Annotated in this window: 7 protein-coding genes; all 7 read right to left on the bottom strand. The window is 61.2% G+C overall.

The genetic code is table 11. The features are described 5' to 3' along the window. Positions 1 to 3: 3 nt before the first annotated feature. The 7 genes from C404_RS38725 to C404_RS38695 all read right to left on the bottom strand — a co-directional run bounded on the left by C404_RS38725 (position 4) and on the right by C404_RS38695 (position 14,653). On the bottom strand, positions 4 to 1,737 hold the full coding sequence (locus tag C404_RS38725; RefSeq protein ID WP_021194139.1) for a ShlB/FhaC/HecB family hemolysin secretion/activation protein: 1,734 nt from the start codon (positions 1,735 to 1,737) through the stop codon (positions 4 to 6). Positions 1,738 to 1,748: 11 nt separating this feature from the next. Beyond that, a complete protein-coding gene (locus C404_RS38720) occupies positions 1,749 to 4,229 on the bottom strand; it encodes a two-partner secretion domain-containing protein (RefSeq protein ID WP_021194138.1) in 2,481 nt (826 codons plus the stop codon). Positions 4,230 to 4,311: 82 nt separating this feature from the next. Continuing rightward, a complete protein-coding gene (locus tag C404_RS38715; protein ID WP_031329155.1) occupies positions 4,312 to 4,719 on the bottom strand; it encodes a hypothetical protein in 408 nt (135 codons plus the stop codon). 14 nt (positions 4,720 to 4,733) lie between these two features. Next, positions 4,734 to 12,563: a beta strand repeat-containing protein gene (locus C404_RS38710; protein ID WP_021194136.1), complete on the bottom strand. Its 7,830-nt coding sequence runs from the start codon at positions 12,561 to 12,563 to the stop codon at positions 4,734 to 4,736. An 808-nt stretch (positions 12,564 to 13,371) separates the two neighbouring features. Beyond that, on the bottom strand, positions 13,372 to 13,671 hold the full coding sequence (locus tag C404_RS38705; protein WP_021194135.1) for a hypothetical protein: 300 nt from the start codon (positions 13,669 to 13,671) through the stop codon (positions 13,372 to 13,374). A 100-nt stretch (positions 13,672 to 13,771) separates the two neighbouring features. After that, positions 13,772 to 14,101, bottom strand: a complete 330-nt coding sequence (locus C404_RS38700; RefSeq protein WP_031329152.1) for a DUF2185 domain-containing protein — start codon at positions 14,099 to 14,101, stop codon at positions 13,772 to 13,774. A 234-nt stretch (positions 14,102 to 14,335) separates the two neighbouring features. Continuing rightward, positions 14,336 to 14,653, bottom strand: coding sequence for an SMI1/KNR4 family protein (locus tag C404_RS38695; protein WP_021194133.1), 318 nt, complete (start codon positions 14,651 to 14,653; stop codon positions 14,336 to 14,338). Between the last annotated feature and the right edge of the window lie 101 nt (positions 14,654 to 14,754).

Below are 14,754 nucleotides of genomic sequence, written 5' to 3'. Positions count from 1 at the left end.
TTTTCAATAGGACCAATTCAGGGTAGCCAGCAAGACGGTGGGCTTGCTGCCAAGTTCTGCGGGTTGCACCAGCGCACGGCCGAGCAGTAGCTCGCTGGTGAAGGTGTTCTTGCCCACGCTGCGCGACAGGCGTACGCCGACACCCGTGCCGGCGAGGTACTGCCAGTGTTGGGTCGCAATCAACTGGGCCTGACCACCATCAATAAACGCGTAGGGCTCAATACGCACGCCCCACAGCGCAGGAGCATTGGCCCATACCACTTCGTTGCGCAGGGTCAGCCCGCGATCGCCGCTGATGATGCCTTCGCGGAAGCCACGCACCGAACTCATGCCTCCCGCAAAAATCTGCTCCGATCCGAACAGCGCGACGTTGGACCACTGACCCTGGACCTGCCCCCGATACGCCAAGGTGGCTTGGCCAATACTGGGCAGCGGCAATTGCGTGCTGGCGTTGCCATCGAGCTTCCAGAACTGGCTGTGCGCTTCATCACGGGTGATGTCCGGCGCGTCCTGGCTGGCACTGAGCGTGCGCATCCCTCGCGAGATTCCGGCTTCCCAGGTGGCATAGGCCCCCTGGTTGTTCACTGCGAACTTGCGCAGGCCATTGATCGCCACACGCAACACGGTCAGGTATTGCGGGTCGAGCAGCAGATCGTTGACCTCGCGCTCGGTTCGGCGGTGCGTAAGCGTGACATCAAAGGCCGTGCGTCCCGCTGAGTCACGCTCGATCACGCGGTTCCAGCCGAAGGTGTGGCCGAATGTCCGGCCATAGACCAGCGCGGTGTCACCGATCAGGCTGTTGTATTCGGAGATGGACCCCGTGTAGCTGAACGTGTTGTAGCCAAACGGGACCGCTGCCGATGCAATGGCGGCGTTGGTGTCACGCGTGCCGATATAGGACAGCGACAGCGCTTCTTGGAAGCCCAGAGCATTGTCTGCGTCGATACCGGCGCGTAGCCGTGTGACACCGGTTGCACGGCTACCGTAGTTGTCGGTACCCGCATTGAAGCGAAAGCGATCACCCGGCTGGTTCGTCAGGGCGATGACCGAACCGCCCGGGCTTTGGCCGGGCAGAATCTGGACTTCCGCCTGGTTGCGACGCAGGCGGTTGATCTGGTCGACGCCCTGCTCCAGATCGGTCAGCTTCAGTGTTTCACCCATGGTGGGCATCGACCACACGGTACCGGCATCGGTCAGCCAGCCGCCGTTTTGCGGGCTGCCGGCGGTCGGCTGGTCCGGCACGCTGGTTTTGACAGTCTTGCCGTTGATCTGCAGGCTCTCGACCTTGCCCGGCACGACGACAATCGTCAGAACGCCCTCCTTGAGGTTCTGCGGCGGCAGGTAGGCACGCGTGGTGACGAAGCCGCGTTGCACGAAGGCTTCGGTGAGCTTGCGCAGCAGCAGGTTGATGCGGTTCGTGCCGAGCGGGTATTTCAGGAACGGCTGTGTGATCTGCTCGACCGTGGCCGCATCCAGCACCGTATTGCCGGTCAGATCGATGCGGTGAATGTCGAAGACAGTGCCCGACTCGACCACGGCTTCGACCGTTGCCGGTTCCTGGGCCACTGGGGCCACCTGAATCTGCGGTGCGGGTTGGGTCGCCTCCCGGCGGCGCTCGGCCTCCTGACGCTCGCGTAGCGCGCGCTGGGCGGGGTCTTCGACAGGCACCAAGGGTGGCACTTGGGCGTGCGCAATGCCAGCCCATAGCAGCGCGACAAACAGCGGCTTGTACTTCATGTGCTGCAACCTCATTGCCACAACCATGAGGTCAGACCCAGGTGCGATTCAATCGACACCGGTTGACGCGATTTGGCGCGCACTGTCACGATGCCGTTGCTGGCCGCGACGGTTTGACCGTCGAAGCTGCCGCCTTCGATTTGGCCCTGGCCGTTAATTGTTAGGCCCCCGAGCGCCAACCAGCTACCACCCACATCGGCGGCATAGAGCCGTGCCCAGGTATCGCCAAAGAACGCTTTGAAGCCACGATCACGGGCAAGTGCTGTATAGCCTGTGATACCGACGGCACGCACCTTGGGTGACGTGACCGTCAAGTTGCCGACCGACAGCACCTGCCCGCCAATGTTCTCCGCCATCGTCCCAGCGTTGATGGTCAGGTTGCCACCGGCCGAGATCGTGCCGCCGGTCGTTGTGACCGTGCTGGATGCGCTCTCGCTGCAGAAAATCATGCACGAGCGATAGAAGTGGGCTGAGCCCGTCGCCAGTGCTTCGTTGTGAAAGGTATTGGCGGCGTTGATGGTGATGTCCGCTTTGCCGTTGGCCAAGATTTGACCGCCGACGTTGCTGACGTTGCGCCCGGTGATGGTGGTGCCGGTTTGCGACACGAGGTATGGCACCTGCCCCTGGGTCGGGGTGCTGCCGTAGTTCACGTCGAAGCCGGAGCTATGGTTGCGCAGGATCAGCCAGCGCGTGCCACTGCTGGTCCACGCGGTCGGCTGTTCGCCGTTGGCGCCGCTGGTCTTGTCGAGCAGATTATTGACATCGCCCTGCGCCACCATCGTGAGCTTGCCATTGGACAGGATACGGCTCTGGTGGTTGGTGATGTCACCACCCGCGCGCAGCACCACGTCATCGTTCTGGCCGAAGATGATGCCTTGGGTGGTTGGGGTGGCATCGTTCAGCAGATTGCCACCTGCGACCAGTGTGACAGCGCCTTCCGACACGGCTTGGTTCGTGTTGCGGGTCTTGCCTTGGATCAGGCCACCCGTATTGGTCAGATTGGTATCGCTCTGGATCAGCACACCACCGCCCATGGCAGCAACCGTGGCGGGCAGCGTGGTCGACGCAATGTTGACGCTGCCGCCGTGGATCGAGGCGTTACCTGCTGCGATCACACTGGAATCCGTTTGAGAGTAAGCCCCGGTCGCGTTCAGGGACACATCTGCGCCTGACGATTGCACGGTGGCACCCTTGCCGTTGGCTGCTGTCAGGGCAATGGAGCCGGCTTGCACCGTCGTACCCCCTACCCCATCGAGCTTGCTCCCCGCGATCTGTACGGCGCCGGGCGTGGTGACCTGAATCGTGCCTTGCTGCGCGGTCCATTGCGTTTGACCGGTGCTGTCCGCGTTGAGCTGCAGGCTCCTGACCTGTGCGAGCACGTTTTGCGCGGCGGTGAGCTGCGTACCGGTCATGGAAACACCAGGACCCGCGTCATAGAGACCCACGCCACCGGTTGCGGTCAGGGTGCTGTGATCGATGGTGACGGGTTCCGTGTGGACTTGACCCGCACTGCCGATGACGATGCTGCCCGTCTGGCTTGTGGTGCCGGCCGACAAGGCACCGCTGTCGAGGTGGACCGTGTTTGAGCTGATCTGGATATTGCGATTGGCCGACAGACTGCCGTTGCCGCTCAGGCCGGCCGATCCGATCAACACGTCGTTGGCCGCTTTTACGGTGCCGTTGGCAAGCTGCAAGTCACCCGAGCCACTGACCACGAAGTCGCCCGCTGTTGCCATGGCGCTGCCGGCATGACGCACGCCAGCGCCTTGATCAGTCGCAACAAGTTCGATGCGGCCGCCGGTGAGCGAGCCGGCCGAGGTGATGTCGATGGCAAAACCCAATGGCGTGCCAGTGCCCGTGCCGCTGTAGCTGATCCAAGGCGACAGGTTGTCGGTTGGGGAAACGCTGGTGTCGATTTCGGCTCGGCTATCGCCAGCCACAACGCGTACCCGGCTGTTGGGATCGGTGAAACTGTTCTGCACAGCACCAGCCACGCGCACCTGCTTGGCGATCAGCTCCAGATTGAGCATCGTGCCCGCCAAGCCGCCGGGGCCGATGTTGATGGTGCCTGAACTGGTGTTGAGCACCACGTTGCGCTGCAGCTGGCCCGCGCCCGTAGTGAAGTCGTTGAACGAGACCTGTCCAGTCGCCAGAGCCACATTGCCGGTGTTGGTGAACGAACCGCCATCGACCGTGATGCCGTTGGGATTGGCCAGGATCACGTTCGCACGTGGACCGAGAACCGCAATGTTGCCCTGAATCAGCGACGGGTTGGTGCTGGTGACTTGGTTGACGATGGTGCGCGCGGCGACCGCGGTGTTGTTCAGGTCTGCACCTGCCGTGCCGACGTTGAACGACGAGTAGTTGTTGTGCGAAACACCGGCCACACTTGGTGCGATGTTGACCGTCTGACGGCCAGTGGCGCCCGTGGTCACCGTCGTGGCGGTACCGCCGTCGGGGATGATGCCGATCGCCGACGCTGGACCACACATGGCAATCCATGCTGGAATTGTCAGGGATGCTTGGAGTTGCTTAACGCACATACATTTCACTCGCCGGTTTCCCTGACTGTTATCAATTGAACTCAACCTTGCATTCGCTCAACAGAAACGAGCGACCATCCGAAATAACAAACCTATCACCTTCAATTCGCGCAATTAAAAGATTTAACTCTCGCGCGCCGATTTCGATATCTTTGCGCCAGCCATCTAGATCCCCGTGATAGCTAATTGCATGAAACAACTGATTATCAGGTGCCGTTATTTTGCAGCCTCGTTCATTAACACCACCACTCTGGGCATTTGGTGGGTTGGTGAACTCAGAAAGATTCCTAAATTGCTTCCGGAATTTGCTCTTGCCATCATCTGAAAAATAGACGAACTCTGTACCCTCAACAGCAACAGTGCCTGGAATCACCCGGGTGTCCTGTTTCTCAATCTTCCCTCCTAGAATCTGCTCTAACCGCTTCAAGTGGCTGGTCATGGCTTCCTCCCTCTTCATCTGGCTGGTGTGATCACAAACTTGAAATTCTTAATTCCCGCGTCACTAAACACGTTACTGTAATAGCTCGCAAGCTGTGGACTGTTGGTATGGTAAACGACACCACCATCAAAACCAGCCGCATATTTCTGCGCTTGCGCAACCATGTTCTCTTGCTCGGCTACTGCCCACGGCGTCCTTCCATTTGGGCTATTCGGATTTCGAATCGAAGTTGACCAATCATCCGTGAACTTCGCTTCCACTGCGGTAAGCTTCCCAGCAATCGAAGTTACATCGTCGGCGACGCCACTAACCCGCTGACCATTTACAACAGCCGTGTACTGCCTGTCCGAAAAAGATGCATTGTCGTACATGCCCCGGACAGCACCTTCATAGCTTTGAGCCTTGTCGATCGAACGATTTCCAGTAACAGAAACTGCATCCGTTGTTGGAAATTCGGTTGAACCAGAGCTATTGTCACTCTCGTTACCACCACTGCCTGACGCCATCGCATTGCGCGGAAGGCCTGCGCTTCCTGGCGATACAAACGACGGCGTGATAACGCACTGTCCGGTCGGTGAGCAAGCCATCGTCGACGGCGTCACCACCGCGCCGCCCGTGCGAGGCGTATTGTCATCGTTGCCGAAGCCCTGCAGTTGATTGCTCGGGTCCGTATTCGAATTCCCCGACGAACCCTGTGCCGTCGCCAAGAAAGTCCGTATCGCCCCCGGGATTTCACGCATGCCTTGCAACATAGAAATCGCAAGGTCCGTTGGAGACAAGATCAGGCTCTTGTTCTGTGTGGCATTGTTCAGCGCTTCGTTTTGCGCGGCGTTCGCCCCAGTCTGAGCGTTGAACCCAAGCGAATTCGCTGCCGCACCGCCGGCCAGCGTAGCCAGCGCGGTAGTCACCATGTTGTAGACCGGATTGTCGTAGGTCGACGCAACGGTCACCGTACCGTTTCCGTTGTCGGTCACGGTAGTGGTTTGCGACGCACCGCCATACTGAGCATCGCGCACCAGCGGCGCGAGGATTGCGCTAGTAGCCGCCCCGATGGCACCGCCTCCGCATCCCGTGCCTTGCATGGCACTAGCGGCGCACCCCGCAAGCGCGTGCAGTCCGATGTTGGCAAGAATCGTCTCTGGCGTCGCCAACGGACTCCCGATACCCGGCACGCCACTACCAATGTTGTACGCAGCGATGGCGGCGCTATTCGAGGCCAGGCTATTCAGGAACGAGCGCCCAAAACTGCCGCCATAGGCAATCGTGTTAGCACCGGCGTTGGCCGCACTCATAAGCAACACGGCTTCGGCGCGCTGCATCAGATTCGTCGTCGTGCTAGCCGCCGCCTGCGTCATGGTCGTGCCGGGCACGCTCTGGGCGCCTGCCAGGTTGGCCAGCGTGTTGCCTTGGCCCATCTGGTCAACAATTCCCAGCGTGCCATCCGCGTTCACGGTGATACCGTTGGCAATCCCCGCCGTGATGGCGCCGACCGCACCTGCGGTAAACAACTTCCCGAAGTTGATTCCGTCGTTGTTGGCCAACTGGCTCGCTGCCGATCCGGCCATAGCACCCGCTGCCGCACCAGCTACAGTCGCGCTTACCACGCCGCCAGAGAGCCCTGCCAACGCCGGTCCGAGCGCACCGCCGCTCATCACGGCGATCATGGAAATCACCACGCCCGAGAAAATCTCGCCCATGATGTCGGGCGAACGAACAAACGTGTCCGTGTGCGTGCTAGTGACGGCTGCCATCCCGGCCTGCACAGCCTGCGCCACGCGTGCCGACTCTGCCGCACTCATGCTGCCGTCGGCATTCAACTGCGCCAGCACGCCGTTGATGTTCTGCACCTGCCCCGCGATATCCGCCGCATTGGCCGCGAACATGAAGCCGCTGTTGGCCTGCCCCTGCTGGCCGGTGGTGCGCGCCCAGCCATCCTCAATCGGCTGCCACGCGGCAGTCATGTCAGCCGCGCGCTGCTCGTTCACGATGGTGGTGTTGGTCGTGAGCGTGCCGTACGAACCCAGCGTGCCCGTGTTCTGGATCGGGTTGCTCGCGATCAGGTCCAGACTCTGACTCGCCACGATCGAGCCACCCGGCTCGATCCCCGTGTAGCCCTGCGGCAAGTACACCTGTGGCACCAGCGCACTCACCATCGGGCACGCGCCGCTCATGCAGTTCGGGTCCGGCACCTGCTGCGTCACATACCAGAGCATCGGCTTGTCCAGCGCGGCCGTTTGCTGTGGCGTCAGTGCCTGACCGAGCTTGATGTCGTTGGCCTTCGCGTAGTCGACCGCGTTCTGGTACAGGACCAGCTTTTCTTGATCGTCGACCGTCAGGTGGTTCTGGTTGTCATAGGTCAGGCCATTGACGAAGCTGGTGCGCCCCGTGGTGGCCAACGCTTGTTGATCCAGTCGTACGTTCTCGGCCTGCGGGTCATAGTAGAACGGTGTACTACCCGGCTGCAGGTCTGCCGGCAATGCGTTGATGAGGGTCTGCGGACCCACGCCACCCAGTACCGCCGTGGCGGGGCTGCTGATGAGATATTGCGCCGTCGAGCCGGTGGCCGTCGGTGACGTGAGTGGGCTGCCACTCAACGGCGCGTTGAAGTGCCACGTCACCGTCTGGCCGTTGGCCGCCGTCACCACCACCGGATTGAACTGCCATTGGCCGTTCGAGGTACCCGGATTGGACGGGTTCGGCACGCCCTTCTGCAGCACGGTGGTCGGACCGCTGAAGCTGTCCGGTGTACCCGTCGCCGGCAGTTGCGCGTTCGGTGTGCCAATCGGGCCGAGACTCACCACCTGCTGACCATTGGTGGAGGGCGGCGTTTGGATCGCCGGATTGGTAATGCCGTTGGAGATCGTGGCGCCCGACAGAGAAATCGCCGTGCCTTCGATGTTGCCGCTGTTAATGAGCGCGCCGCCAGACTTGATGCTCAGGTTGCCGCCGCTGACATACGAATTCAGTTGACCGATGGTCGGGGCGTTCTCAGCGGTGCCATTCCAGCCGTTGGTCAGGTTGCTGCCAAACACGCGCTGGCAACCCGAGATGTCGCCGGCGGCATCACAGCCCCAGGTGTCGCTGGCTGTTGAGTTCTGGTTGTTGTAGGACCAGTGGTAGTACTGGCGCAGCGGGATGGCGGTGTTATCAAAGCTGCCGGTCGTAATGGCGACGGTGCCAGGCGCTACGATCGCGCCACCGTTGTTATGCACGGCCCCGGCGTTGATGGTCAGGTCCGTAGCCGCCAGGATCATGCCGGCGTCGCCCGTGGCGGTTTGCGTGGCCGTGGCGCACGCGGTGCCACCCACCTTGCCGCACGCACTCGTATCCGAACCGTGGCTGGCATAGACCGTCGTGGTGGGGGCCGCCTGATTCGTAAGACCGTTGGCAGCATTGATCGTGACCGAACCACCGGTCGATTGAATCGTGGCGCCCGTGTTGGTCACCGTCGGCGCGGTGATCTGCACGTTCCCACTTGCGGCAATGGTGCCAGTCTGGTTCGTCAGTTGAGTGGCGTTGGCCGTGAGCGTACCGCCCGCGACGATGCTGGCGACCTGCTGCTTAGGATCGATCACCTCGTGGTACGGGCTTCCGCCGCCGGAGACTCCAGGATCAGTACAGGTCGTCGGGTTGCCCACGCAACCGGGCAGCGTGGTGCGGTTGACGTTCAACTGACCAATGTTGTTGACCGAGCCACCCAGGGTGATATTGCCGGCCGCTGCGATCTGGCCACCATTGTTGAGCGTGCCAACCTGGGTCAGATCGATATTGCCGCCGGCTGCGATGACGCCTTGCTTGCCTGCGGTTTGCTGCACCGTGGTTTGGGGAGCAGGCGCCGTGACGGGCGGCCCGTAGGCTAGGTACGGATTCGGGTCACCCGGAATGTTGTTCAGCGTCAGCCAATGCGGCGCAACGCAGCCATCGAGCGCACAACCGTCGTTCACCACACCATCGAGCGCGAATTTCGGGGTAGCGCCACCACCATACAGGGCCGCCCGCAGTTGCGTCATGAAGGCGTTGACGGTCGCCTGATCCACCGACTCCGTAATGGTCTTAGTCGAGCCCGCTGAAGCGCCATTATTGAGCGTTCCCACGGCCATTGTGATGTTGTTGGCTGCGCTGATCTGTCCGCCACTGTTGGACAGCGTGGAAGCCGTCACACCAAGATTGCGTCCGGCCTGAATGACACCGCCCACGCCGTCCTGGGTCGTGGTCTCTGTGCGCGTCACGGTCGGCAGCGTCACCAACGGCGTCAGCGCATTGCCTTGGCTATCGCCCAGGTGCCACAGTTGGGTGGAAAAAGACAGAACCGGTCCCGTGCTCGGATCGAGCGGGTCGTAGGTCTCCGGGGCCAAGTAGCCTGAAATCACGCCATTGGCATCGGGCTTGAGGCTGCCGATCGTGACCGGAGCATGCTGCCCCAAGTAGTTGCCGCTCGTCGAGAAGTACCACAGCTCCGTCCCAATCGTGACTTGCGACCAATAGGTGGGGTTGACCTCCTGGCCCGTGACAACGGTGGTGCCACTGCCCGTGGGGGCGGTAGCGTCGTTGATGACCTGATTCGCGGTCAGGTTCACGTCGCGCTTGGCGCCAATCGTGCCGGCTTGGTTCAGTACGTTGCCCGACACGTTGACGTTCACGTCGCGGTTGGCTTGGGTGAGCCCTGTGGCGTTGTCGTAGCCAGCCCCAGCGATATTCACATCGTTGAGCGCTTCGACCGTGCCACGGTTGGTGGCATTTCCTGTGACCGACAGGTCGTTATCGGCGTGCAGCGTGGCACCCGCCGCATTGCTGATCGTGCTGCCAGCCACCGTCAGGTTATTACCGGCGATGATCTGGCCGCTATTGCTGACCGCACCCGGGGTACTCAGGGTCAGGTCACCCGCGTGCTGGATCGAACCCGAATTGGTGATGCCGCTGGCGGCATTGATCGTGGCGCTCTTGCCACCGAGCGTCCACGCGCCGGTATTGGCCACCGCACCGACGTTGTAGGTCAGTTGGTTGCCCGCATTGACGGTGCCCTGATTGCTGGCGCCATCGATGGTTTGGTTCTGCAGGTTCAGCGTGGCGTTGTTGGCGGCCAGTATCTGGCCACCCGTGTTGTTGTAGCTGCCATTGCCGCCCGAGACCGTCAGGGTCAGGTCACCGCCCGGCGTCTTGCCTGCCGGATCGCCCGCAAACATGACACCGTTCTGGTTGCTGGTAAGCGCGTTGGCTGTGACGTTCAGTGTCTGCGTCCCCAGCAGCGTGCCGTTCTGGTTGGAGAGGGTATTGTCGGCAGTGACGTTGACGGTCTGCCCGCCAATCAGGCCGGAATTGACCACATTGGTACCGTGTACCGTGGTCGTGGCGCCGCCGAGCGTGCCGGTGTTCGTGAGGGTGGTGCCAGTGGCCGTCAGTGCGTTGGACGCGGTGACGGTGCCCGAGTTGGTCACCGTGCCGCCTCTCAGGTTGGCCGTTGCAGCGTTGATCGTGCCGGCCGTGGCGACGCTTTGCGTGCCGGTTGCCTGGAGCGTGCCGTTGACCTGACTGGTCGCACCTACCTTGCCAAGCGACACATTGGCGCCGGTCAGGGTGGCGTTACCGCCCACCACCGGCAGTGCGGTGATGGCTACGTTGTTGGCTGCAGTTGCCGTGAGGTTGCCGGCCGTCTGGCTGCTGCCCGTGAGCGCAATGTTGCGGCCCGCAGCGAGGTTCGTGTCACCGACGCTGGCCGTGCTGCCCTGACCCGTGATGTCCTGTGTTGCCGAGACCGTCAGCTTGCCCAGTGCGGCGGCCTGTCCGTCAATGGTGGCATTGCCCTGGGTTGCGGTGAGCATGGTGTCGGTGCCGGACTGGGTACCGCCCGACACGCTGACGTTCGTTCCGGTGAGTGCAACGCTGCCGCTGTGCGCGATCACGGTGCCCGTAGCGCTCGTGGTACCGGCAGCCGATTGGGCGATAACGGCCTGGGTGGCGTAGACAGTGCCGCCCAGCGTGGCGCTGGTCTGACCGCTCAGGTTGGCGTTGCCACCGGCCAGCACGGTGCCGGATGTGGACAGCGTTCCGCTGGTGGCCGTCAGGGTGGTATCGCCCCCCGATGCAGCGCCGCCCGACACATCAAGGTTGCGGCCTGCCGTGGCGGACAGGGTTGTGCCGGCTGTCACCGATCCGGTGCCGGCGATGGTGGCATCGCGCGTGGCAGTCAGCGTGGTGGCACCTGTGCTCTGTGTCGTGCCGGTAATGCCGATATCTCGACCAGCGGTGGCCTGCAGATCGCCACCTGTGGTCACCTGACCGGCGAGCGCCAGATCGCGCGCGGCGTTGAGCGCAATGGTGTTCGGGGAGGTGACGGCACCACCCAGGGTGATGTCACCAGTGCCGTCTTGGCCCTGCGCGGAAACCGCAAGATTGGCCGCGTTCAGGTTGCCGGTCAGGTTGACGCTGTTGCCGGCCGTCGCGGTCAGCGTTTTGGCGGCAGCAAGATTGCCGGAGCCGGTCAGGTTGCCGCCCACGTTCAGGCTCAGGTTGTTGCCCGCCTGCGTGGCACCGCCCACGTTCACGTCACCGTTTGCGGCAACCGACACATCCTGCTGTGCCTTGACGGTCCCGGTGGTGGACACAGTGCCGGTCGAGGTAATTCCCACGGACTGCTGGCCATAGACATTGCCGACCGTAACGTTACCGTTGGCGTCAATGTTGACGTTGCTGGTATTGGCGGCCATGTCGCCCACTGCGCGGACCGCAAGACCCTGAGCCGTGGAAATCAGCTTGATCTGACCGGCAGTGAATGCCCCAAAGGCAGTGGCATCGATGGCAACACCGTTCTGCGCCGTCGGGCTGTTGGCCGCATTATTTTGGCCGGTGCTGGTGACCTGCCAGTCGGAGCCGGCACGGCCGGTGCCTGTTGCCACGGGCGTGACCAGTTGGTTGCCGGCGATCGCATTGATTTGCTGCCCCGCATACAGCGGTGCGTTGACGCCGATGGTCTGGCCGATCAGGTTGATCGCTCCAACCGTACCCTCGATGCCTGCGCCGTTCGTCGTGCCCGCCACCGGGTCGATCTGGATACGGCCACTGTTCACGGTGTAGCCAACCGCCGTCGCCTGATCGAACCCAACCGGGGCGCCACTGCCGTTCAGGAACTGCGGTGTTCCCGTAACAAGACTGACTGTGGGGGTGTTCGTGAACCCAGCCCCCTGCAGATAGATGCCTGCCGGCGCCGCGAAAATGACGCTTGCCGGCGTGCCGAATACCTCGACAGTGCCGTTGATGCGGATTGGCGCAGTGCCGGTGACCTGCGTCAGGATGGTTGATGCCGGCCCCGACGAAACCAGATTGGGGTTGCCCGCGACATTTCCGCCCAGGAACGTGCCACCGCCCGTCAAACTGTTGTTCAACACCAAGCCGACGCCGTTATCGACAGTCAGCGATTGCAGCAGGTTGTAAGAAAGCCCAGCCTGATTCGGCGTTGTGATTTGGAGCACCGGGATGCCGCCATTCGGCCCCGTGGTCTGCGTGATAGTAGGCGTGAAGCGGATCGGCGCTGTGGGATCGGTAATCGGTGCAGCATCTGCATGCTGAACGCCCCAACGCACCAACAGGCGCCCCGTGGTACGCCACGATGCCACGCGATCGGCAAGCTCCTCGAACGGCGAGCCGGTATGCAGTGCAATGGTGGCAGCGCTTTGGCGTGCTGCTTGCCAAGAAATCTGAACAGGACCGAGCCAAGACGCCACCGCCACAATGGCCGCCACGGAACGCGCTACGACCGAGCGCCGCACGTCGCTATAGCGACTGATTACGTCGTTGATCTCTTCGGCGCGCGCATCCGCGCCCGTTGCCCGATCCGAAATCGGCTGCATGGCTGAACTCCCTACCCTTTTATTTGGGGATGCGGAACGCCAGCAGCACCAATTTGCGCAAACCAGTCAGGCGATCCTTTTTATTGGCTCGGGATCATAGGTCCACCCACACTCAAGAAAATAAACAACTTTCAAGATGGCTGTGAATTATTTTTCCACCTGATATCAGATGAACTGAATTCACTGGCGCGTCAAGGTTTGCAATCGATTGCAACGGCCTTCTGTTGTCTCGAATTCGCAAACAGTCCAGGCTCATCAGCGATCTTCGCCACCCGAATCCAGGCAATTTGACACTCGCCCCAATTCGCAGCTGCGGTTCGCGAGATCGGCCACCACCAAGCGAATGCCGATGTGCGGAGCAGGCGGCCGGTCGCCATCCAACAGGCGTGACTTACTCTACCCGACCACGCTGAGCCGCCATCCGCGAGAGCCTACTGGTCACGCGCAAACCATTCGTTGTACTTGCTGATGAGCTCGATGAAGTGACGTGACCGGTATTCCGGTCCAGTGTGTGCAAGAGGGTTGAGTTTATTGGATGGCGCTCGGTTGTTGTGCCGCCAGTGGCGTTGAGCAGTGCGCAGCAGGTGCCGGCCGACGGTATCGGCACAAGCGCGCGCTGACTGACTTTGCGCGGGCGTCGGTGCAGATTTCGGATTTGATTGCGGCCGGAATGTAGGCGGATGGCTGGGGCTCGCGTCGCTGGCTGGGTTGGCAGCGATGCAGGCATTCACGCCGCTACGGAGCAGTCATGGCCTCAATGCGACACGGAAAGCGATTCGCCCATCAGCGGCAATCTTTGCGGCATTGTTTAGGCAGTTGGAAGCAGACGCGGACTCCATTCCAGGCTCGTCTGCGAATCAGCCCCCGTATTGCGCTCGACCGCACAAACGACGCCAAGGTCGCGCAGATCCCCCAGGATGTCAGCGATGTATTCCGTCGCGGTACGTCCGCCGACGATCAGCCAATCGTCGTAGTAGAAATCCTCAGATGTCGCGAGCCAGTTACAGACTGCCTCGAGCGTCGCCGGCTTACTCTCAGCGTTCAAAAGGTGAAGGGCCTTCAGCACGCCAACTGCCACGCTTCCGGAGCGCGATTTGCTTTCAATCATTGATCGGTGTGATTCAAAGGGGGGGGGCGATGGGAGGCGTCCCCGTACGCGTCGAATGGCAGTTTGTGGCCGGTAGCAGACGCTAAATACCAGCCGGCCATTACCTGAGAACAACGAAGTCTCCAGCATTATCTCGCTCTAATGCCGAACCGATATCCAGATCGATGAAGGGAAGTATCGTCGGATCGTAGTTGACGATTGTGTTGACGTCATAAACTCCGTGATGCTCGTTTCGAGCCATGTACGCTTCGTCTTCATCTCCTGCAAAGAAGCGCCAGCCGCTGTCTTGCTCGTTCAGCGGTTTCTCTCTGTACATATATCCGACTTGACAGCCATCAACAACAATTCGGTCGGTAGCCAGACATCCACCAACTCCGCTGACTATTGGCGCTATTTCGTCCGGCGAGAGCTTAAATTTCTTATTTTGCATGTGCATCGATACAAAAAATTGACGAGGATACGACGATTTTTTTGCACTGAGAGAAGACTCTTGGCCCGCGTTCTTTTACCAAGTGTATCTAGTGTTCGACGCGGGCGAGGTTGGTCCCCTTGGAGTAGATCCGATCTCTGTCTACATTCGCCCGATGATTGCGGGAATCGTCAGCGATTTGCCCGACGGCACCGGATGACCGCTTCTGGCCGTTAGCAGCCGGTTGCCGTCTGCTCAAACCTGGAAACGTTTCGCCAAGTCTTGAAAGCTCTCGGCGATACGTCTCGCATACTGTGGCTCCATGCCAATCATCGGCAGCATGAACACAGCCCCGGTGAGGTCAAACACCAACAGCTCTCCGCCGCCGTTCCCGCCGAAGGCTACGAATCCGGGGGCGTAGGTTTCGATTTCAAAGTCGGAGTTGTAGTCCGCGATTTTGTCGACCGGCCACAGCACGACATAGCCAGGCGCCACCTCGTCAGCAGTGAATCCCTCAAAGACTCCATGAACTCTTAGGTAGTCAACATACTGATGTGGGATAGGCGGCAACATGCGTTTGACCTCGGTTACCGTTAGCTACGGCTTTTTCGAAGGCTGTCCCCAAGCGTGCGCGCTGGCGACCTCTCAAGAGTCGACTACCTTCTTGCGTCGGC

The sequence above is a fragment of the Ralstonia sp. AU12-08 genome, assembly GCF_000442475.1.
GTDB classification, from domain to species: domain Bacteria; phylum Pseudomonadota; class Gammaproteobacteria; order Burkholderiales; family Burkholderiaceae; genus Ralstonia; species Ralstonia insidiosa.
Note: the sequence above shows the minus strand (reverse complement) of the source record. Positions and strands in the feature narration are given on the sequence as shown.